The organism is Gordonia terrae (genome assembly GCF_051789125.1).
In the GTDB taxonomy this organism is placed as follows: Bacteria; Actinomycetota; Actinomycetes; order Mycobacteriales; family Mycobacteriaceae; genus Gordonia; species Gordonia terrae_A.
Genome location: NZ_CP196526.1, coordinates 1,477,326 through 1,498,311 on the forward strand (window position 1 = coordinate 1,477,326; position 20,986 = coordinate 1,498,311).

Consider the following 20,986-nt stretch of genomic DNA (forward strand, 5'->3'; position numbering starts at 1 on the left):
GCGCATAAACTTCATCACGTGTTCAGGTGGTTGAGCGGCGATCAGAGCAGCCCGGGCTGGCCGGCGACCCTCGGCCCGTTGCACACCAGGACCGGATCGGTCACCCTGCGGCCGGTCAAGATGCGTGACGCCAAGACGTGGAGCGAACTGCGCATCCGCAACCAGAACGCGTTGCTGCCCTGGGAACCCACCGGTGTGGGGAGCTGGGCCGACCGGCATCAGCCGGCGTCGTGGCCTCCGCTGTTCGGGGTGTTGAGATCCGAGGCCAAGCGCGGTGCCCTTCTGCCGTTCGTCATCGAGCTCGACGGTCGTTACGTGGGGCAGCTGACGGTCGGGAACATCCAGCGTGGTGCCGTGCGCACCGCGTGGATCGGGTACTGGGTTGATTCGGCGGTCGCCGGCAACGGCATCGCGACGGCCGCGGTGGCGCTGGGCGTCGACCACTGCTTCGGCCCGGTGGGTCTGCACCGCCTCGACGCGACCGTCCAGCCCGCCAACGAGGCATCGCAGAAGGTGTTGACCAACATCGGGTTTCGACAAGAGGGCTTGCTCCTGCGCTACATGGACGTCAACAAGCGCTGGCGCGACCACATGCTGTTCGCCCTCACCGCGGAGGAAGTGGTCGGCAGCGCCGCCGAGGCACTCGTCCGCGCGGGCCGGGCGTCGTTCGGCTGACGGCCGTCGCCCCATCCGGGCGCGACTGCCCGTCGTCGACCTCCTATCGCGAGCCGAGTGAAGGTGGCTGGGCGCAGCCCACGTTCATACCGAGATGTCCGAGATCGGTCGAGGGTCGACGTCGAGATCAGGACAACCGACGAGGCCATGATCGGATCGAGACAACCCCGACCCTGGTCATCAACGCCGCCTGGATCGCAGCCTGTCCGGATCGGTGAGGTCAGGTGTGGGTGATGACGACCTTGCCGCCGCGTGCCTTGCCCGCGTCGACGTAGGTGATGGCATCGACGGTGTCGTCGAAGGGGAAGGTGGTGTCGAGCACCGGCCGCAGGTGCCCTTTCTCGTAGAGGCCGGTGAGGTTGCGCAGTTGTGAGCCGTCGGCTCGCATGAAGAAGAAGGCGTAGTCGACGCCGTGCTTCTTGGCCTGTTTACGTACTTTTCGACTGAGTAGCGAGAGCACGAGTTCGAACGGTGGGGCTGCGCCGAGTTGTTGTGCGAAGCCGGAATCGGGTGGTCCGGTGACCCCGAGCGCCAACCCGCCGGGCTTGAGAACGGTCAGCGTTTTCAGGAGGTTGTCGCCGCCTACGGCGTCGATGGCGAGGTCGTAGTCGGAGAGGACGTCGGCGAAGTCGGTGGTGGTGTAGTCGACGACGACGTCGGCGCCTAGTGAGGTGACGAGTTCGGTCGAACGGGAGCCGGCCGTGGTGGCGACGTATGCGCCGAGGTACTTGGCGAGTTGGATGATTGTCGAGCCGAGTCCGCCTGCGCCTGCGTGGACGAGGACCTTGGATCCGGGTCCTATGTGTCCCTTCTCGACCAGGATCTGCCAGGCCGCCAGGGCCACCAGCGGGACAGCAGCTGCCTCCTCGAACGACAGGTTCGACGGTTTGTGCGCGACGTCGGCTTGGTCGATGGCGATGAACTCGGCGAAGGTGCCGATGCGCAGATCGCGCGGGCGGGAGTAGATCTCGTCGCCGATGGCGAACTCGGTGACCTCGCTACCGACCTCGGTCACGATCCCGGCGACGTCGTGGCCGAGGATCAGCGGGAATCGGTACTTGAGCAGTAGCTTGAATTCGCCGTTGCGGACGAGTTTGTCGAGCGGGTTGACGCTGGCCGCAACAACTCTGACCAACACGTCGCGGGGGCCGAGGGTGGGCGCGGGGACTTCGGCGGCGTGGACCGGGCCCTTGTATTTGTCGATCACGAACGCTTTCAATGGGTCTCCTCGTCGAGTTGGTCGAGCGGTTCGGTCGAGCCGATCAGATCAGGGGCTCCGAGGAACTCGAGGACTTCGGGAACGAATTGACGGTGGTACTGGAAAATTCCTCCGTGGCCTGAACGTGGGTAGATGATGACTCTCGCATCGGGGATGCGTTCGGCGAGTTCGATCGAATGGTGGCTGGCGACCATCACGTCGTGGTCGCCGTTGGCGACCAGTGCGGGTTGACTGATCACCGACAGGTCGTCTGGAGTTGCCTTGCCACCGGCCACGATGGCCCGCAGCTGTGCGACACGTGCCTGCAGCGAGATCTTCGTGTCGCGGTCGGCTCGCCGTTCGGCGAGGCGGGCGAAATAGTCTGCGGCAGCCTTCTTTCCCTCGGCGGTGCGGGGGAAGAACAGAAAGTGCCGCGGGTCTTTGCGGGTCAGTGCCGCCTTCAGGTAGGCGGTGCCGACGATGCCGGCCATCTTGTCGATGCCCCCACCGCCGCGTGGCCCGGTACCGGTCAGCACGATTCGGCGGACGAGATCGGGCGCCTGCAGGGTGACCACCTGTGCCACAGCCCCTCCCAGAGAAAACCCGAACAGGTCGACCTTCCTCAGCCGCAGTGCCCGGATGAACGCAATGGCATCGGAGGCCATCTGATCGATGGTCGTCGGGACCTTCGAGCCGGTTCCTCCGACCCCGCGGTTGTCGAACGCGATCACTCGATGCTGTGCGGCGACGCCGTCGATGATCCGCGGGTCCCAGTCGTCGAGGGTGGCGGTGAAGTGATGCAAGAACACCACGGGCACGCCACCGGTCGGGCCTAGTTCGCGGTAGGCGAACCGCACCCCGTCGACGTCGATTCTCTTGGTGCGGGCGTCCTTCCATGTGGTCACGATGTTGCTCCGTCGGTGTTCGGGCGTAGGCCCGGGTACATGACCTCGATCGGTCCGCTGAGGCCGGCCTTGGCGGAGGCGGTCAGGTCGTCGCCGATCACTTCGTATCCGTCGGCGATGACGGTGTCGTAGATCTGTGCGACCAGGTCCGCCGGTGCCAGCTTCGGCCCCTGTGCGTGCGCAGCCATGGCGGTGTCGACGTAACCCATGTGCACACCGACAACATGCACTCCCTTCGGTGCGAGCTCGAGACGTAGCGCGTTGGTCGCCGACCACAGCGCTGCCTTCGATGCGCTGTAGACGCCTCCGAGGGCGTACCAACTGAGTACGGAGTGGATGTCGATGAGAACTGCGTCAGGGGCGGCGAGCAGGGTCGGGGCGAACGCTCGCGTAAGAAGGACCGGCCCGAAGAAGTTGGTCTCCATGTTCGCGCGGAGGTCGGCCTCGGGCAGGTCGATGAGGCTGGCGATCGGCGGCGCGGCGCCTGCGTTGTTGATGAGCACCGAGACATCTGGTGCCGCGGCGGCCGCGGCGGCGATGGACTCACGGTCGGTGACATCGAGACGTACTGCCACGATGCGCTCATCGTCCCACTCGCGCGGTTTCCTGGTCGCGGCGTACACCTTTGCCGCGCCCCGGGCGAGTGCCTGGGCGACGAGTTCTTGTCCGATTCCACCGTTGGCGCCGGTGACGAACACTACTGAGTCATGAAGAGTGGGCACGGGGTGACTTCCTGTAGGAGCGGCAGGCGAAGCGCCCGCCGGGTCGGGTGGTGGTGGTGCGGGGTCAGGCTGCGAGGAACTCCAGTGCGGCCGCAACGAATTGGCGGTGCTCCTGGAAGATCCCGCCGTGTCCGGCGTCGGGGTAGATCCGGAGGGTCGCGTTGGGGAGTCGGCGATCAAGCTCGTAGGAGTTGCTGGTGGGGACCATGCGATCGTCCTCACCGTTGGCCACCAGCACTGGTTGGGCGATTGTGCTCAGATCGGCCGGCGCGCGTGTCGCCCACGTGTGGATCGCGCGCAGCTGGGTGCGAAATGCCTTCAGTGACACCGCGTCATCGCGGTCATGAGTGCGTTCTTTCAACCGTGCGATGAACTCTCGCGATCGCGCTTTTCCGTTGTCGGTGCGGGTGAAGAAGAGGTTCTGTTTAGGGTCTTTGCCGGTCAGGACGGCCGTTACCGTGTCGATGTACGTCACCCGGGTCACCTTGTCGATTCCCTCGCCCCCCGCAGGGCCGGTGCCGGCAAGGATGATCTTGCGGACGAGCTCGGGTCGCTGCTCGGCAATCACCTGGGCGATGAAGCCGCCCATCGAGAAACCGAGTAGATCAACCGTTGTCAGACCCATCGCGTCGATGAACGCGATGGCGTCGGCCGCCATGGCTTCGATGGTGTCGGGGGTGGTGCCACCGGAGGCCCCGACACCGCGGTTGTCGAATGCGATCACGTGGTGGTGGGCGGCGAGACCGTCGGTCAGGCGGGGGTCCCAGTTGTCGAGGTTGGCCGCGAGATGGTGCAGGAACACCACCGGGACACCGCCTTCCGGCCCGTAAGTGCGGTACGCGAAGTCGGTGCCTTCGACGGAAATGGTCTGGGTCGGGACCGTAGCCCACGACACCTTTGTCCGTCCTGTTGACGACGTCGCGCGATTGTCGGTGCCGTTGTGGCGTGGCATGCTGGCTCTCCTCAAATAGGAAACTGATCGGTGTACTTGCGACGATAGCCGTCCGTCACTCGTATGTAAACCGATCGGTGTAAGATCGGTGCGGAGGTGGGAAGTGGACAACAGATCGGCCAGCGGTATGACGTTGACGACGAAGGGGCGGCCATCGCGAGCGACGGACCGCCCGGGCCCCAAGGAACGAATCCTGGCGGCGGCGGCCGGGCTCTTCTATGCGGAGGGCATCAACGCCACCGGAGTGGACCTGGTCGCGACCAAGGCCGACGTCTCGAAACGCACGCTCTACAAATACTTTCCGAGCAAGCTGCTGTTGGTCGAGCAGTACCTGGCGTACTTGCGCGAGATGTTGATCGACCCTCGTCGAGTTCAAGGTGGCGGACCTCGTGACCGCTTGATGGCGTTGTTCGCCATTCCAGAACCCGGTGAGGGGCGACTGCGCGGCTGCCCGTTTCACAACGCGGCCGTCGAGGCGGCCTCGGCGATGCCCGAGGTCGCCGAGTTCGTCCACACACACAAGCGCGCCTTCGCCGACGCGATCATCGACCTGTGCCGCGAATACGGCGCGGCCGACCCGGAACGGCTGGGGCACCAGATCGCGTTGCTCTATGAGGGCGCTGCGGCGCTGTCGACATCGCTCAACGACGTCGAACCGTGGGCGCACGCTCGAGCGACCGTCGAGATGTTGATGGACCAGGCGCGGTCGGACACACGTCCTGAGCAGTGACTCAGGCTGGGACGCCCCGGAGTTCGGCTGGCGCCGTTCGGAAGTCCGGGGCCGCGTTCCCTAGGTTGTCTGAGTGTCGCTCGACGTCAGGAATCGAGCGAGTGCAGCCTCGTGAGAGGCCCGGGCCGGCCCGGACTCGGCGCCCAAGCTGATGCAGAACCGGACGCCCATGGGCAGAAGGACCTGCCGGACGGGATCTTCGAACTCCGCGAAGTGATTTGCGAGCTCGAGGGTGATGTAGCCATGCACAAAACTCCACGCCGCCCCTGCCAGGGCTTTGGGATCGCCGCCCTGCATCTGTGGGGCGGCGGCGAGGCGGGCGCAGGCGTCGGTGACGTGTTTGTAGCCTGCCTGGAAGGCAGGGGAGTGGCCGGCTCGGCGTTCATCCCTGTCCGAGGTCGGACGGTAGGTCGCGCGGGTTGAGAGGCCGAACATCGCGTCGTACAGGTGCGGGTTCGCTCTGGCGTACCTGAGGGTGGTCAGTGCCATGGTGAACAGGTCCGCGACGGGGTCCTCGGTGATCGGAAGGGCGGCGAAGGCCGCCTCGATCTGGTTGAAGCCGTGATCGATGACGGCGTTGACCAGCTCAGGTATGCCGCCGAAGTAGTTGTAGACGACCATGGTGGACATGCCCGCCTCCGCCGCCACGGCACGGGCCTTGACCGCCGACGGTCCCTTGGTGGCCATCAGGGTGATGGTTGCCTCGATGAGCCGCTCGGGGATGTCGTTGAGAGCAGCGTTCCGGGACGGTGGTGCTTCGGGCATGGCTCCGATTGTTCCATTCGAATTCTCGACGGCACAGCTGGTCGATCGCCGAGAACATGGCTGCGGACGGCAGCTAGCCGGCCGCGGGTGGCACTTGCTCCATCGCGTGCTCGGCCAGGGCGGTGATCGTCAGTGCTGGGTTCACTCCCGGGTTGGCGGGAAACGCAGCAGCGTCGCACACAATCATGTTCTCGTAGCCGAATACCTTGAGATCGGTGTCGATGACGCCGTCTTCTGCTGATGCACCGATACACGCTCCGCCCACCACGTGTGCGGTCATGGGACGGTTCCCGAGAGCCTCGAAGATGCTCGATTGGGCCACCCCGCCGGTGCGCTCGGCCAGCCACGTGGCGACTTTGTGGCCGATATCGAGGTGAGTCGGGGCGGGCCGGGTGTCGTCCGCCCGCGTTGTGAGCCGGTAGCCGCGCCCCAGGCGTCGCTTGGTGGGCGTGAACTCGATGGCGTTGTCGCGGGCCTGCATCACCAGCATCATCAGGGTCCGTCGGCCCCAGCCCGTGCGCAGCGTCGAGGTCCATGAGCCCGGATGCAGGAGGATGCCGGCCGCCCATTTCGCGATCCGCTCGAGGCGCGTCCCGGGGCCGGTCAAGGCTGTGAAGAGCAGCCGCATGAAGTCCCCGCCGGGTCCATAGGTGAGGAGCTCGATCTGGGTGTCTCCGTCCAGCACGACCCTGCTGCTGGCTGTGACGTCTTGCCACGTTCCCACGTCCTCGGGGAGCACAACGGTGAGGACGGCCTCGCTGTTGGTCCGGACCAGAGTTCCGAGGCGGTCGCTGATCCGGGGCAGTGATCCGCGCGCCTTGCAGTCCGCGAGGAGTTCGTTGGTGCCGACGGCGCCGGCCGCGAACACCACTCCTCTCGTCGTCAGTGTTCGGCGCCTGTGCGTGAGCGCCGGTCCGGGGTGTCGGGTGATGACCTGGTAGCCGTCGACTCCGTCGGCTCGTCCCAGCGGCCTCACGTCGATGACCTGTCGTTCGGCGATGACCTGGGCGCCGTTCTCCTGGGCGAACCACAGGTAGTTCTTGGTGAGCCGGTTCGCGGCGCCGACCCGACACCCGGTCATGCATTCGCCGCAGCGAGTGCAACCGGTTCGGTCGGGGCCGGCGCCGCCGAAGTAGGGGTCCGGCACAGACTTTCCGGGCTCGCCGAAGAAGACCCCGACGGGTGCGGGGGCAAAGGTCTCCGGAGTGTGGAAGTGTGCGGCGACCTCCCGTGTCAGGCCCATCGTCACCGACTTCCACGGGGTCTGCGTAGCGCCCAGCATGTGCTCGGCCGTGGCGTAGTGCGGCGCCAAAACCTGCTCCCACGGCGCCAGCGCGGACCATTGTCTGTCCTCGAAGAAGGCCCGGTGGGCGCGGAAAAGCACTCCTCCGTACACCAGGCTGCCCCCACCGACGCCGGTCTGGCTGGAGCTGAACACATGCGGGAAGAGTGTGTTGCGCATGATTCCCCGCAAGCCCAGAGCGGGAGCCCAGAGGAACCGGCGCCGATCCGATGCCGACTTCGGTAGGTCGTTGTCGGCGTAGTGACGTCCACGTTCGACGACGGCGACTCGGTGCCCCTTCTCGGCCAGGCGCATGGCGGCGACGCTGCCGCCGAAGCCGGAGCCGACCACTATCCAGTCGAAGTCGAACTGAGGCGTGCCGCGTGGATGTGTGAACAGCGGTGGGCGTGCGGCCTCCGGCATGGGTCAATCCCTTTCGACTTGGCTTGCCCAGTAAGGATAACTTCGTTATTCTGCGATGACTGTACCACCCGCCGACCGAGGATTGTCATGGCAGAAGAAGTCAGAGGAAGCTTGTCCATCGAGGACCGCGGAGGGGTGCTGGTCGTTCACGTCGACGGCGGCCCTCTGGGGTTGTTCGGCAACGACATCGCTGAGCAGCTCGACGCGCTGGTCGAACGTGCCGATGCCGATCCCGGCGTCGAGGCGGTGGTGTTCACCGGTACCCATCCCGGTCGCTTCGTCAGCCACGCCGAGGTGCGCTGGCTGCAGAAGGGGGGCGCCGCGGTCCCGTCGGTCGGAGTCAAGGGCGCCGCGGCGATGGCTCGGGTCGCTCGCGGCGTCAACCGTGCGGGCGGGCTGCAGCCGGCACTCGGAAAGAGCCCGCTGTGGCCTGCTGTCCAGCTCGAACGGGTCCACCAGACGTTCCTGAAGATGAATCGCAGCGGTGTCATCTTCATGGCCGCACTCAACGGATCTGCGCTCGGCCTCGGGGCAGAGTTCTGCTGGGCCAACGATCTGCGCGTGATGGCAGACGGAGACTTCTTCATCGGTCAGCCCGAGGTTCTGCTCGGCATAATGCCCGGCGGCGGCGGAAGTCAGCGTCTCCCGCGGCTGATCGGCAACCACAGGGCACTGGTTGCGATCCTGTCGGGGAAGCCGTTCACGCCGGCTGAGGCGCTCGAGATCGGGGCCGTCGACGACGTCGTTGCTCCGGACAGGGTCCTCGACAGGTCGATCGAGCTCGCGCGCTACCTGGGCTCACGGCCGAAGTCCTCACGTGCGGCGATCAAGAGGTCGGTCTATTTCGGCGGCTCGGCCGGCCTGGAAGAAGGGCTGCACATCGAACGCTCGGAGTTCCTCGCCACCGCACTGTCCACGATCGGCCAAGAGCTGATGCTCGACTACATGGCCAACACCGAGAACAGCGGCGAGCTCCCGCTGTACCAACCTGGCGTGTATGAACAGGTTCTCGCCCAGGGCGACACCCGCGGTGCCGGCGCACCGTCCGGCAAGGCCACGGTGAAGCAATGACCGGACACACGGTGACTCGCCACGACGTCGCTTTCGACTCCGACGGTGATACGTGCGCTGCCTGGCTTTTCCTTCCCGACGGCGTCGCGAACCCGCCGGTCGTCATCCTCGGCCACGGGCTGGGGGCAACCCGAGACATGCGTTTGGACGCGTTCGGGGAGCGTTTCGCCCAAGCAGGCATTGCCGCGCTGGCGTTCACCTACCGGCACTTCGGCGATTCCACCGGCCGGCCGCGGCAGTTGCTCTCGATCAAACGTCAGCTCGCCGATTGGGACGCCGCCATCGCCCACGTCAAGACCCGCGCTGATGTCGACGGCACTCGTGTCGCGGTGTGGGGCAGTTCTTTCGGCGGCGGGCACGTCATCATCGTCGCTGCCCGTCACCCCGAGCTGCGCGCCGCGGTGTCGCAGTGTCCTTTCACCGACGGCCTGGCCTCCGCCCGGGCACTCGGCGCCAAAGGCACCGCCCGAATCCTCCCCACTGTCGCCGCCGACGTGTTCGCCAAGACATTCGGCCGGGACCCGGTACTGCTCACTCTTGCCGGCGCCCCCGGGGAGAAGGCACTCATGAGTGCACCCGACGCGCTGCCGGGCTATCTTGCGCTCGTGCCGGAGGGCGGCGCGTTCATCAACGAGGTCGCCGCACGCGTCGCCCCCACGATCACCTGGCACCGGCCCGGCAAGTCGGCCAAGGACGTGACGATGCCGATTCTGTTCAGCATCTGCGACCACGACTCGGTCACCCCACCCGCGAGGACCCTCGAATACGCGCGCACTGCCCCGAAGGGTGAGATCGCACGGTACGACGCCGGTCACTTCGACATCTACCTCGGCGAGCCTTTCGAAGCGGTCGTCACCGACCAGACCGAGTTCCTCACCCGACACCTGAAGGACTGAACAATGACGTTCTCCACCCTGCCCGACCGCCGCGCCGCGCAGGCCCCTGGGGACCTGGCGGTCGCCGACTCCGCCCAGTCCCTGACCAACGAGGACCTCGCGACCAGGGTCCGATCTGTCGCCGCCCAGCTGGCCGACCAAGGCGTCGGCCCCGGCGATGTCGTCGCACTGCGGCTGACCAACCGGGTCGAGTTCGTGGTCCTGCTCTTCGCCGCCTGGCGGCTCGGGGCGACCATCACCCCGGTCAACCCCGCCCTCACCTCCGCCGAGGTCGCCCGGCAGGTTCAGGACTCCGATGCCAAGCTCGTCGTCGTCGAGGACGGCGCCGAACCCGTGGCCGGAGTGGCATCGCTTGCGGTCACGGACCTGCGGTATGACCTCGACCCCGCGGCGACCGAGCCGGTCGACGCGCCGGATGCGTTGGCGCTGTTGATCTACACCTCTGGCACCACCGGCGTGCCCAAGGGCGTCATGCTCGACCACGCCAACATCGACGCCATGACTCGGATGGGACGCGACGCCCTCCATCTCGGGCCCACCGATCGGTGTCTGCTGATACTGCCTCTGTTCCACGTCAACGGAATCGTGGTCAGCGTCCTCTCGCCGCTGCTGGTCGGGGCCAGCGTCATCATTGCCGATCGTTTCAACCCGCAGACGTTCCTCGACACCCTCGAAAAGGTCCGGCCCACCTTCTTTTCCGCGGTGCCGACGATCTACAGCATGCTCACCGCCCTGCCCGAGGACGTGCAGCCCGACACCTCCTCGGTCAGGTACGCCATCTGTGGTGCCGCTCCCGCGTCGGCGGATCTCCTCACCCGCTTCGAGGCACGGTTCGGGTTCCCTCTGGTCGAGGCCTACGGCCTGTCCGAGGCGACGTGCGGATCGACCATCAACCCCGTCGACGGTCTACGCAAGCCCGGGACGGTCGGGCTGCCCTTCCCCGACCAACAACTGCGGGTCGTCGGCCCTGATGGCGCGACGCTACCGAAGACGGAGACCGGAGAGGTCGTCGTCAAGGGTCCCAACGTCATGCGTGGCTACCTCGGACGACCTGAGGAGACCGAAGCGGTCATCAGCGAGGATGGGTGGCTGCGCACGGGCGATGTCGGATACCTCGACGAGGACGGCTACCTCACACTCGTCGGAAGATCCAAAGACATGATCATCCGCGGCGGGGAGAACATCTACCCCAAAGAGATCGAGGACGTGCTGGCCTCGCACTCCGACATCGTGGAGGCGGCAGTCGTGGGCGTTCCCGACGAGAAGTGGGGCGAAGTCGTCGTCGCATTCGTCCAGGCTCGGCCGGGAGCCGTCCTCGATCTCGACACTGTCACGGCCCTGTGCCAGAAACACCTCAGCGGCTACAAGCGCCCCACTGCCATTCATGTACTCGATGCACTCCCTCAGAATGCCGTGGGCAAGCTGGACAAGAAGTCGCTCCGGGAGCACCTGTCGCTCATGTGAGTTCGAGCTCGCGCCGATGCCTGGCGGCACCTACCTGCCAGCCCCGAGTCGGGGGGGGTCAAGGTCGTGGTGGGCGCAGGTTCCGGTGCTGCTACCCGGCTACGGGCGACGTCCGTTTCGGGCTCGCCGGCCGTCTCCCTGAGCCCAGAACTGTCTGAGAGGCGCGTGTGAAACGTGCCGATTCGCCTGTGCTCCGGCGCGTCTCCTCGGGAGAGGCGTCTTCCGGCCCTAGATTGTGGAGTGGCCTCGTGTGACCAGAGTGAATGAAGGGAGAGTCGCATGCCCAACTCCGTACTGTGGGTCTGTCTCGTCGCGGTCTGGCTCTTCGTGCTGGTCCCGATGGTCATCAAGGGTCGTCCGCAGATCCTGAAGTCCACCGACGCCGCCCGCAAGACGCGCCTGCTGCATCGCGGCGGGTCGCGCGCGAGCACCGCGACGCGGGACCGGCGCCGGTCGTCTGCCAGGCATCCCCACGACCCGTCGTGGAAGTCGTCGCGACGTACCGCGACCACCACCGTCGACGAGGACAAGGCCGAGGACGGAACCGCGGACACCGAGGTTTCCGAAGACACCGCCGAGAGCACCACCACGCGTGTCCGCCGTGCCGACAAGTCCGAAGTCGAGAAGCCGACCGTCGCGTCCGCCGATCTTGATGCGGACGACGATGACGACGAGCAGGGCGAGCACACCGAGCTCAGTGCTGTCGACAACGACGCCGATGATGAAGCATCGGACTCCGATCTCGAAGCGTCGGAGGACATCGAGGACGCTGAGTACGATGACGACTTCGTCGACATCGAGGACGAGGTCGAGGACGACGCGGCCGAATACGAGGACGAGGCCGAACTCGAGGATGAGGCCGAACTCGAGGATGAGGCCGAATTCGAGGATGAGGCCGAATTCGAGGACGCGACAGACGAACTCGACGAGGACGAGTACGACGACTACGCCCGCGGCTCCCGGGCATCCGAGGCGCATGCCGAGGACGGCGAGCCCGAATCCGACATCGACGAGGTCGAGGACTCCCCGGTGGCTCGGTCGCGGACCGAGCGGTCCGGTCGACGCAGCGTGTACTCGTCGGAGAAGGAACGCGAACTCAAGTACCGCGAGCGTCAGCGTGTGACCCTCGGTCTGTTCGCGCTGACGCTGCTGGCCGTGGTGTCGGGGTTCTTGATCGGGATGCCCGGCTGGGTGGCCACCGGGGTGCTGGGGCTGCTCCTGGTGGGGTACCTCGCCTACCTGCGCCGCGCAGTGATGACCGAACAGCAGATCCGCGCGCAGCGCCTCGCGCGTGCCAAGCGGGCGGCGCGCGCGGAGCAGGAGCGGCGTCGACGCGCCGCCGCGGTCCCCGAGTTCGCGGCCGCACCGCCGCCTCCGCGTCTGCGTAGGCCCGGTGGCGCAACGGTTCTCGAGATCGACGACGAGGACCCCGTGTTCGACCATCTGCCGCCGTTCCAGCGTCGGCGCGTGGAGCGTGAAGACCACCAGTACCGGCGGGTCGGCTGACCGACCGGACGCCCGAACTCCCTCAGCAGACAGGCTCAGCAGTAGGTATCGAACGGCGATACCTACTGCTGAACTGTTTCGGGCTCTATGCGGTCAGCGCGGGTTTGCCGTGCGAGTCGAGCCACGCCCGACCGGCTTTGGCCGCTTTCGACAACGCGAGTCGTTCGCCGAGATAGGTCGCGGGCGCCCCGACGACGGGGATGTAGCTCAGCATGCGGAAGACGGCCATCGGTTGCGGGCGCTTCTCGAACTCGTCGTCGACGGCACGAAGAAGTTTGGCTGCGTCCCAGATCGCCTTGAACAGCGACCTCTCGCGCTCCTTCGGTTCGTCGGGCAGCGACTTGCCCGACTCGGCGGTGACATCCGGATTCGCGAGGTCCCGCTTGCACAGCACCGACGCGAGCAACTGCACCTGACTCTTGCGGTCGGTGACGCCGTACTCGCGGGCGATCGCGACGAGGACCATCGACTGGTTCGCGAACCCGAGGTAGGGGGTCACCGGCAGACGTTTGGCCCAGATCCCGAAGACGCCCGGGAATGCGACGGCGCCGGTGTTGAGCGTCCCGATGCGGGTCACCCACCAACTGGCGCGCTTGGCCATCGACCGTTCACTCCAGCCCTTGGTTCCGGGCCAGTCGGCCGCGTCGAGCAGCTTCGACGCCGCATGCTGGGCCTGCTGGAGCCGCGAGCCGGCGTGGTCGTCGTCGTGGAAGGTGTGACCCTTCAGGCCCAAGGGGTCCCGCTCGGACAGGGCGTCCAGGACAGGGTTGATCACCCCCACGACGTTGTCGAGAATTCCGGCCAACTGCTGATCAGACATCCGAGGCACCCGACCAGACTAGCCACGGATGAGGCGTTTGGGTGTCCCCGGTCCAGGGCTGCTAAAGTGGCTCCCGGTTGGCGGTCAAACGCCTTCCGGGGCTATGGCGCAGTTGGTAGCGCGACTCGTTCGCATCGAGTAGGTCTGGGGTTCGATTCCCCATAGCTCCACCACACAGGCGTTCATCGAACCCTGCACGGTCGCATGCATCGTGGGGGTGACGCCGGTCTGCCACCATCGACGACGTGCTCGAAGCACAGCTGTCGGCGCCATTCTGGCGGAATCAAGTCACATTTCGCGGATGAACCGGTGCGCGACCGTCGTCCCTCCGATCTGCGTGCTCGACGCACCGACCGATCAACGCCCGACAGCAATCTCGTTGATATTCAGTCAACGAACGGTACTATCCTCACGACAACAGCCGGGGTGTACGCGAGCACATCGTGTGTACACGCCGATCCGCCGTAGGAGTGAGGCTCCCCATGCAGACTGCAGTGATCACCGGCGCGTCGTCGGGAATCGGGCGCGCGACAGCCGCGCTCCTGGTGGACCGTGGCTACCGGGTTGTCGGGACGAGCCGGGACAGTGCATCGGTCGCCGACCCGGTCGCCGGCGTCGAGTATCGCGACCTCGACCTCGAGTCGTCGGAGTCCATTGCGGCCTTCGCGCGCGGGCTCCGGGACACCGCCGTCGACGTTGTTGTCAACAACGCGGGTGAGAGTCAGTGCGGTCCACTCGAAGAGCTGCCCACCGAAGCTCTGCAGCGTCTGTTCCAACTGAACGTCCTCGGCCACATCGAGCTGACCCAGCTGCTGTTGCCGGCCATGCGCGAGCGGCGCAGTGGGCGGGTGGTGTTCGTCGGATCGATGCTCGCCAGCTTCCCGCTGGCCTATCGCTCGTCCTACGTCGCCACCAAAGCGGCCATCAAGGGTTTCGCGACGGCAGCTCGCCTCGAACTGGCGCCGTTCGGGGTCTACCTCACCACCGTCGAGCCGGGTTCCATCAACACCGGACTGTCCGAGCGTAGGACCAAGTACATCGCCGAGGACTCCCCGTATCGTGAGTCGTTCACCACGACCGTCGCCGCGCTGGACCGCAAGGAGTCGGAAGGCATCTCGGCCGACCGTGTCGCGCGCACGACCCTCCACGCCATCACTGCGCCGCGGCCGGCACCGCTGTATGCGGTGGGCAGTCGAGCGCCGCTCGTCTTCTCGGCGCGCCGTCTCCTCCCGCGCCGCACCATCGAGTCACTGATGGCCCGGTCCTACGGACTGAGCTGAGGCGACAAGGCGCCGATCGCCGTTCGTTGACTAGAAGTCAGTGAAAGCTCTACTCTGTGGTCGCGACATCCTCGACGGACGGAGTTTCACACGATGGCGACGTATCTCAGCCGCTACGTCACGGGAGACGCCGTGACGTGGGGCGTGGTGTTCGACGGTGGCATCACCGCACTGGAGGGGCGTTACGAGAACACGGCCGACCTCCTCGAGAACGGTCGCGACGACTGGACCGCGGCTGCGTCACGGCCATTCACGCATCATGCCGGCGTGGTTCACATGCTGTCGCCGATCACCACCCCGTGCCGAGTGTTGTGCCAGGGGGCCAACTTCCGGCAACACGCCATCGACTCGGGTATGGATCCCGACAATCGTGCTTTCAACCTGTTTTTCGACAAGACCGACGCCTCGGTCACCGGACCGTTCACCCCGGTGACCCGTCCGTCGCACGTGCGATTGCTCGACCACGAGATCGAGCTGGCGCTGGTGATGGGCAAGTCGATCGACGGGCCGGTGACCATCACCGACAAGTCGTTGCGCGAGTACGTCGTTGCCGTGACCATCGCCAACGACCTCTCGGCACGCGACGTCCAACTGCCTCAGGGCCAATACTTGAAGGGCAAGAGCTACCGCGGGTTCTGCCCCTTGGGCCCGGTACTGGCCGTCCTTGACGAGGACGACTATGCCCGTCTCGACCATCTCGAGCTGCGGCTGCATGTCAACGGCGATGTCCGTCAGGCCGACACCACTGCGAACTTCGTCTACCGACCGGCCGAATCACTCACCGAGCTCAGCGAATTCGCCAATCTGTCGGTCGGCGACGTGGTGTTGACAGGCACCCCGCACGGCACCGCGGCCAAATCGCCACCGGCGATCGTGCGACGGATCGCGACCGCAGCGTTGCCTGAGCACGTCATGTGGAAACTGTTCATCCGCCGCAATCTCGACGGCCCATTCCTCCGCCCGGGAGACACGGTCACGGCGTCCATCCGTTCCTCCGACGGCGCTCTCGATCTCGGCGAACAACGCACGCCGATCGTCGCGCCCACCGAAGCATAAGGACAGGTCATGAACACACAGTCCGCGTCGCCCGAGCCGACAGATACCCCGCTCGCGCCAGACGTCCTCGCGCACTTCGTCGTGAAGACTTCGCGTGCTGCGGAGATGATCGAGTGGTACTCGACGGTGCTCGGCGCCCGCCTGGTCCACGAAGACGATCAGATCGCGTTCCTCACCTGGGACGACGAGAGCCACCGACTCGCATTGGTGAAGGTGCCGGCTTTCGTTCGCCACCTGTTCCCGTTGGCCAGGTTGCGGCGAAAGGTATACGGCATCGATCACCTGGCATTCACATACCATTCGCTCGAGCCGCTGTTGCTCAACTACGAACGACTCGCAGCGAAGGGCATTCTCCCCGTCTGGTCGATCAACCACGGGCCGACCACGTCGTTGTACTACGAGGACCCCGACGGTATCCGTCTGGAGTTCCAGACCGAGAACTTCGCCACGCCGGAGGAGACGTCGGCGTTCTTTTCCAGCCCCGAGTTCGAGGCCAACCCCATCGGGGTCACCATCGACCCGTCGTACCTGATCGAGCGGCTGCGCGCGGGTGCGCCCGTCGAGTCACTACTTCGGCGAGACGCAGGCGTGCGACCGGGTACCACGCCGCGGGTGAACAAGCGCGCCATCACCCTTCGTACGTTGTGAGTTCCGACGAGGCGGTGCCCGTGGTCATCGTCGGGGCCGGCTCCACCGGCGCGACGGCGGCCTTGCTGTTGGCGCGACGCGGTATCGCGTCGGTGATCATCGACCGGCGTCTCGGCGAACTCACCCATCCAGCCGCGCATGTCGTCCACGGACGATCGATGGAGATCTGGCGTGAGGCCGATCCCGTTCTCGCGCAGCAGATCGCGGACCTCGCCCCGCCGATCGAATCCGTGAACCTCATCCGATGGTGCTCACAGTTGCACGGGCTGCCGCTCGGCGAGATCGACCTGGCCTCCCGGCCGGAGCAACTGGCGCGCGTGAAGTCCCATGGGGACTTTCTCATCTCCCACATCGGCCAGCATCAATTGATGCCCGTCCTGTGGGCCGCGCTCGACCGTGAGCCCTTGATCGACTTCCGTAGGGGCATCCGGATACAGTCCCTGCACGATCGTGGCGACTCGGCGACCGCGCTGACGAGTGACGGCGAGGACATCACCGCGCAATTCGTGATCGGCGCCGATGGCGCAAACAGTTTCGTCCGGGAGTCTGCGGGCATCGAGATGCACGGTCCCGTCCTCGCCCGCATGGGGAGCGCTTTCTTCCGGGCGCCGGGCCTCTACCCGGCCGACGCCCGTCCGTTGCTGAGCTGGATCTACCAGCCAGGCTTTGCCGGGGTGCTGATCGCTCACAGCGACGACCACTACGTCCTCATGAACACGTATTTGCATGCGGACCAGGCTGTGTCGGTTTCGCAGGACGACTACTGGGCCAGGACCCTTCCGGAGGTGCTCGGGTCCGGTGTCGAGTTCGACATCACCTCCACCGGCACATGGATGATGACCTCCCAGACCGCGGAGGTCTTCCGTCGCGGCCGCCTGATCCTCGCCGGCGACGCCGCGCACCGATTCCCCCACACGGGCGGATACGGGCTCAACAGCGGAGTCCAGGACGCCCACAACATCGTCTGGAAGATCGATGCCGTCCTCAACGGGCCGGCCACCGACCGTCTCCTCGACACCTACGAGGTGGAGCGCCGTCCGGTGATCGACCTCTTCGCGCGACACAGCGTGTCGAACCACTTCCAACTCGACTCGGCCACGCGCTATTTCGGTGTCACCAACCGCATGCTGCACCGGGCGACGACTGCCATGTCCCGCCGCCCGCTGACGCTGTTGCCGGGACGGGTCGCAGCGCCGCTCGCCGATCGGATCACCCGTGCGGGCCTTGCTCGCACCAGGATCCTCGATGCGAAGGGGCGGCGCGCCCAGCGGGTGCGCGACCTCGTGGCCGGCAAGATCCCGGGCCAGCTCGCGCACTTCGTGTCCACCGGGCTGGAATACGGGTATCGGTACGGTGGCCCGCTCATCGATTCCGAGCCCGGGGCCCGCGAGCCCGCGATCGGCTCCGACGAGGTCGTCGAGTATTTCCCCACAACCACACCCGGTGCGCGATTGCCGCACGCCGTTCTCGACACACCCGACGGACCGCGATCAACGCTACAGATGGTCGACCCACGATCGACCGCGCTCACCGTGTTCACCTTCGCCCCATCGGAGTGGACCGACGTTCTCGAGTCGTGCGGTGAGGCACTGAAGCCGCTGACCGCCCGGATTGTCGATCTGAGGGCGGTTGTCCTGCCTCCGTCAGCCGTCGATCTCTACGAGGTCGGCACCCTGGGCGCCGTGGTCACTCGAGCCGACGGCCACGTTGTGTGGCGTAGCTGCCAGGAAGCCGGCCACTCCGGACCGGAGTTGGTCGAGATCCTGCGACGTCGTTGGCTTCCGTACTTCACATCCAGATGAGAGATCTCGGCAAGCCCTGTTCACCAGCGACACAACACAACTCATCGCCTAGGCGCCACCGCGCCCCAGAACCACGGGGAGTGTCGACCAGCCGTGCAGAACACGAGTGTCTCGGCGGATGGACTCGCCGGCCGAGGCGAGGTGGGGATATCGATCGAAGAGGGTCCGCAGCCCGACCTCTGTCTCGGCTTTGGCCAGCGATGCGCCGAGACAGTAGTGGCGGCCGCCCGAGAACGACAAGTGTTTGTTGGCGTTTTCTCGGGTGACGTCAAAACGGTACGGATCGTCGAACACCTCGGGATCGCGGTTGGCGCCGGCGAGAACGAGCACGACATGATCTCCGCCCGCCAGGGACAGACCTTCGAGCGTCACGTCGCGCTTGGCCCTGCGAGCCGTCAGTTGTACCGGAGATTCCAGACGAAGCATCTCGTCGACCGCGTTCGGCCAGCGGGTTGGGTCTTGCTGCAGGAGGTCGAGCTGGTCAGGGTTGTCGAGGAGCAGGCGAATGCCGTTTCCGAGTAGGTTGACCGTGGTCTCGAAACCGGCGGCCAGGACCAGGCCCGCGGTGGCTCGGAGTTCGTCGTCGGTCAGGCCGACGCCGTCGTCGGTGGCCTTGATCAGCTCGCTCATGAGATCGTCGCCTGGGTTGCGACGAAGTTCATCCAGGTGATCGGAAAGCCATGCGTCGAAGCGTTCGAGCCCCTCTTCGACACGTGTGAACTGATTCCACGACAATCCGATGTCGAGGCTGGGAGCTGCCTGCTCTCCGAACTCGAGTACCCGCTGACGTTCATCATCGGGGACGCCCAGGACAGCGCTGATCACCGCGACCGGGAGCTGCGCGCAGTACTCGCCGATGATGTCGATCTCCTCGGTGCCGGAGGCGATCTCGTCCAGGAGGGCATCTGCTTTGTCCTGCACCATCTCCCGCATGTCGGCAACCGCGCGAGGGGTGAAGACAGACGAGACCAGTCTGCGGTACCGGGTGTGCTCGGGTGGCTCGACTGCCAGCAGTGACGGAGGCTTGAGTGGGTGAAGCGCTGGTGATCGAGTCCTCTTCTCGGCCCACCGCAGCGGGCCCGGGAGAGTGGCACCGAGTTCGGTCACGCGAAAGTCGTCGGATCGCAACAGGTGGTGTGCGACGCGATGGGATACCGAAATGTGATTGATCCGCGTTTTGACCAGTGGCCCTGAGGCTCTGATCGTTTCGAACACGTGCCGGGGGTCTGCTCGCGCGGCTGGATCGGCAAGCAGCGTCGCGTGTATGTCGCCGCCGCGAGCCGCCATGGTCAACATGTGGCGCACGACGCCATGGGCGGCAAGCCACCGGAGTCGGGTCTTCATGTCTGCGTCCCTCTTAGTCGACGGAACCGGGGTCGTCCATAGCCCGACGCTATAGTTTCATTGATAGCAAGTCAATGAAAGTCAAGTCGCTTGGCTGCGCAGTCGTGCTCACTCGGTGAGATGGCGACCGACAGATTTTGAGCTTGACCTCGCGCGGCCACCTGAGTGATGATTTCGTCAGAAATGACGACTTCGAACCGTTATGCGCGCCAGCCGGTGAGCGGTTCACGACCTCGAGGCGGGTGGATGGCGGAACTGGGCGCTTCGTCGCGGACGGAAACCCATCGCGGGGCTCCGGTCGTTGATGTCGATCTGTATGGCGATGAGGCTGTCGACGATCCGCACGGGGTGTACCAGCGCGTCCGGGACGCTGGGCCGGTGGTGTGGCTTCCTCGCTATCGCGTGTTCGCGATCGGGCGGTTCGATGATGTTCGAATGGCGTTGCGCGACGACTCGGCGTTCCGCAGCGGGCGGGGTGTCGCGGCGAACCCCATGGCCAACACTCTGGGGCACTACACGACGCTGGCCAGTGACGACGACACGCACATGACCCGTCGCATGATCCTGATGCAGTCGCTGACCTCGCGGGCCATTCGCCCGTCGCTACCTACGCTCGAGCGGGAGGCGGCGGCGACCGTCGACAGGCTCCTGGCCCGCGAGAGCTTCGACGGGATAGCCGATTTCGCGACGCGCCTGCCTGTTCAGGCGGTGGCTGAATTGGTCGGGGTGAAGGTGTCTCCGGAGCAGATGCTGACGTGGGGACGGGCCACGTTCGATGGCCTGGGTCCGACGAACCGGCGAGCACTCCGGTCTCTGCGTGGCTCGCTGGGCCTGTTTCTCTACACCGTGGCGATCGGACGTCGTCATGTGACACCCGATGGGTGGGCGGCGACCGTGCTCGATGCCGCCGACCGCGGCGAGATCAGCCGCATCGAGGCGAAGAACATGATCATCGACTTCGTCGCGCCGAGCCTGGACACCACGATCCTCTCGACCGGCCAGTTGCTGTGGAGTCTGGGGACCAATCCCGAAGTCTGGCAACAGCTGCGGGCAGAACCGGAGCTGATTCCGACCGCGGTGGTCGAAGCCGTACGGATGGCATCGCCGGTACGGGTCTTCACCCGATCGGTGGCCGTTCCCACCCAGATCGGCGGAGTACGCCTGCGACCCCGGGACCGCGTCGCCGTGGTGTTCGCCGCAGCCAACAGCGACGAACGGCACTTCCATCACCCCGAGCGTTTCTCCCTGCTGCGGCGTGGCAGTAGCGTCGGATGGGGCCACGGTGTGCACACCTGTGTCGGTATGCAATTGGCCAAACTCGAGATGCAGACCTTGCTGCGGGCCATGGTCGAGCGAGTCGACACCATCACCGTCAGCAACCCGGTGCCGTTGCGCAACAACTGTCTTCAGGGGTTCGAGAGCTTCCGCGCCTCTTTCGCCTGATGTT

Annotated in this window: 19 protein-coding genes and 1 tRNA gene; 12 read left to right on the forward strand and 8 right to left on the reverse strand. The window is 65.9% G+C overall.

Annotated features, from left to right (window positions below; translation table 11 throughout):
• Window positions 1-18 precede the first annotated feature (18 nt).
• Window positions 19-675 (forward strand): GNAT family N-acetyltransferase, encoded by a 657-nt coding sequence (locus ACSUZC_RS06720; RefSeq protein ID WP_439032092.1) that lies wholly within the window; start codon window positions 19-21, stop codon window positions 673-675.
• Window positions 676-895: 220 nt separating this feature from the next.
• On the opposite strand, the gene ACSUZC_RS06725 is transcribed toward ACSUZC_RS06720, so the two are convergent.
• The 4 genes from ACSUZC_RS06725 to ACSUZC_RS06740 form a co-directional block, all read right to left on the reverse strand.
• Window positions 896-1,894: an NADP-dependent oxidoreductase gene (locus ACSUZC_RS06725; RefSeq protein ID WP_439032093.1), complete on the reverse strand. Its 999-nt coding sequence runs from the start codon at window positions 1,892-1,894 to the stop codon at window positions 896-898.
• Window positions 1,891-2,778, reverse strand: a complete 888-nt coding sequence (locus ACSUZC_RS06730) for an alpha/beta fold hydrolase (protein WP_439032094.1) — start codon at window positions 2,776-2,778, stop codon at window positions 1,891-1,893. The genes ACSUZC_RS06725 and ACSUZC_RS06730 overlap by 4 nt, the downstream gene beginning before the upstream one ends.
• Window positions 2,775-3,500, reverse strand: a complete 726-nt coding sequence (locus ACSUZC_RS06735) for an SDR family oxidoreductase (RefSeq protein WP_439032095.1) — start codon at window positions 3,498-3,500, stop codon at window positions 2,775-2,777. The genes ACSUZC_RS06730 and ACSUZC_RS06735 overlap by 4 nt, the downstream gene beginning before the upstream one ends.
• Before the next feature lie 64 nt (window positions 3,501-3,564).
• Window positions 3,565-4,452 carry an alpha/beta fold hydrolase gene (locus ACSUZC_RS06740; RefSeq protein WP_439032096.1) on the reverse strand — a complete coding sequence of 296 codons (888 nt, stop codon included), beginning with the start codon at window positions 4,450-4,452 and terminating at the stop codon, window positions 3,565-3,567.
• Between the two features lie 127 nt (window positions 4,453-4,579).
• On the opposite strand from ACSUZC_RS06740, the gene ACSUZC_RS06745 reads away from it, so the two are divergent.
• The gene (locus ACSUZC_RS06745) at window positions 4,580-5,182 is read left to right on the forward strand and encodes a TetR/AcrR family transcriptional regulator (RefSeq protein ID WP_439033015.1); all 603 of its coding nucleotides are present in this window, start codon (window positions 4,580-4,582) and stop codon (window positions 5,180-5,182) included.
• A 60-nt stretch (window positions 5,183-5,242) separates the two neighbouring features.
• Here ACSUZC_RS06745 and ACSUZC_RS06750 read toward each other — a convergent pair whose 3' ends face one another.
• Together ACSUZC_RS06750 and ACSUZC_RS06755 are read right to left on the reverse strand one after the other, a co-directional pair.
• Complete coding sequence (locus tag ACSUZC_RS06750) at window positions 5,243-5,947, reverse strand: TetR/AcrR family transcriptional regulator (RefSeq protein ID WP_439032097.1); 705 nt, start codon at window positions 5,945-5,947, stop codon at window positions 5,243-5,245.
• Between the two features lie 73 nt (window positions 5,948-6,020).
• Window positions 6,021-7,652 carry a GMC oxidoreductase gene (locus ACSUZC_RS06755; RefSeq protein WP_439032098.1) on the reverse strand — a complete coding sequence of 544 codons (1,632 nt, stop codon included), beginning with the start codon at window positions 7,650-7,652 and terminating at the stop codon, window positions 6,021-6,023.
• An 87-nt stretch (window positions 7,653-7,739) separates the two neighbouring features.
• On the opposite strand from ACSUZC_RS06755, the gene ACSUZC_RS06760 reads away from it, so the two are divergent.
• The 4 genes from ACSUZC_RS06760 (at window position 7,740) to sepX (ending at window position 12,589) form a co-directional block, all read left to right on the forward strand.
• The gene (locus ACSUZC_RS06760) at window positions 7,740-8,723 is read left to right on the forward strand and encodes an enoyl-CoA hydratase/isomerase family protein (protein WP_439032099.1); all 984 of its coding nucleotides are present in this window, start codon (window positions 7,740-7,742) and stop codon (window positions 8,721-8,723) included.
• A complete protein-coding gene (locus ACSUZC_RS06765; protein ID WP_439032100.1) occupies window positions 8,720-9,619 on the forward strand; it encodes an alpha/beta hydrolase in 900 nt (299 codons plus the stop codon). Before ACSUZC_RS06760 ends, ACSUZC_RS06765 begins: the two co-directional genes overlap by 4 nt.
• Window positions 9,620-9,622: 3 nt before the next feature.
• The gene (locus tag ACSUZC_RS06770; RefSeq protein WP_439032101.1) at window positions 9,623-11,083 is read left to right on the forward strand and encodes a class I adenylate-forming enzyme family protein; all 1,461 of its coding nucleotides are present in this window, start codon (window positions 9,623-9,625) and stop codon (window positions 11,081-11,083) included.
• A gap of 279 nt (window positions 11,084-11,362) precedes the next feature.
• Complete coding sequence (sepX, locus tag ACSUZC_RS06775) at window positions 11,363-12,589, forward strand: divisome protein SepX/GlpR (protein ID WP_439032102.1); 1,227 nt, start codon at window positions 11,363-11,365, stop codon at window positions 12,587-12,589.
• A gap of 85 nt (window positions 12,590-12,674) precedes the next feature.
• Here the strand turns inward: sepX and ACSUZC_RS06780 are convergent, their stop codons facing one another.
• Window positions 12,675-13,418 (reverse strand): hypothetical protein, encoded by a 744-nt coding sequence (locus tag ACSUZC_RS06780; RefSeq protein WP_439032103.1) that lies wholly within the window; start codon window positions 13,416-13,418, stop codon window positions 12,675-12,677.
• Window positions 13,419-13,506: 88 nt separating this feature from the next.
• Between ACSUZC_RS06780 and ACSUZC_RS06785 the strand changes: the two genes are divergently transcribed.
• The 5 genes from ACSUZC_RS06785 (at window position 13,507) to ACSUZC_RS06805 (ending at window position 18,195) form a co-directional block, all read left to right on the forward strand.
• Window positions 13,507-13,582: transfer RNA gene (locus ACSUZC_RS06785), tRNA-Ala, on the forward strand.
• A 309-nt stretch (window positions 13,583-13,891) separates the two neighbouring features.
• A complete protein-coding gene (locus ACSUZC_RS06790) occupies window positions 13,892-14,689 on the forward strand; it encodes an SDR family oxidoreductase (RefSeq protein ID WP_439032104.1) in 798 nt (265 codons plus the stop codon).
• A 93-nt stretch (window positions 14,690-14,782) separates the two neighbouring features.
• Window positions 14,783-15,745 carry a fumarylacetoacetate hydrolase family protein gene (locus tag ACSUZC_RS06795; RefSeq protein WP_439032105.1) on the forward strand — a complete coding sequence of 321 codons (963 nt, stop codon included), beginning with the start codon at window positions 14,783-14,785 and terminating at the stop codon, window positions 15,743-15,745.
• Window positions 15,746-15,754: 9 nt separating this feature from the next.
• On the forward strand, window positions 15,755-16,393 hold the full coding sequence (locus ACSUZC_RS06800) for a VOC family protein (RefSeq protein WP_439032106.1): 639 nt from the start codon (window positions 15,755-15,757) through the stop codon (window positions 16,391-16,393).
• On the forward strand, window positions 16,390-18,195 hold the full coding sequence (locus ACSUZC_RS06805; RefSeq protein ID WP_439032107.1) for an FAD-dependent monooxygenase: 1,806 nt from the start codon (window positions 16,390-16,392) through the stop codon (window positions 18,193-18,195). The genes ACSUZC_RS06800 and ACSUZC_RS06805 overlap by 4 nt, the downstream gene beginning before the upstream one ends.
• A gap of 48 nt (window positions 18,196-18,243) precedes the next feature.
• Here ACSUZC_RS06805 and ACSUZC_RS06810 read toward each other — a convergent pair whose 3' ends face one another.
• Window positions 18,244-19,539, reverse strand: coding sequence for a cytochrome P450 (locus tag ACSUZC_RS06810; RefSeq protein WP_439032108.1), 1,296 nt, complete (start codon window positions 19,537-19,539; stop codon window positions 18,244-18,246).
• Window positions 19,540-19,974: 435 nt separating this feature from the next.
• Between ACSUZC_RS06810 and ACSUZC_RS06815 the strand changes: the two genes are divergently transcribed.
• Window positions 19,975-20,982 carry a cytochrome P450 gene (locus ACSUZC_RS06815; protein ID WP_439032109.1) on the forward strand — a complete coding sequence of 336 codons (1,008 nt, stop codon included), beginning with the start codon at window positions 19,975-19,977 and terminating at the stop codon, window positions 20,980-20,982.
• Window positions 20,983-20,986 lie beyond the last annotated feature (4 nt).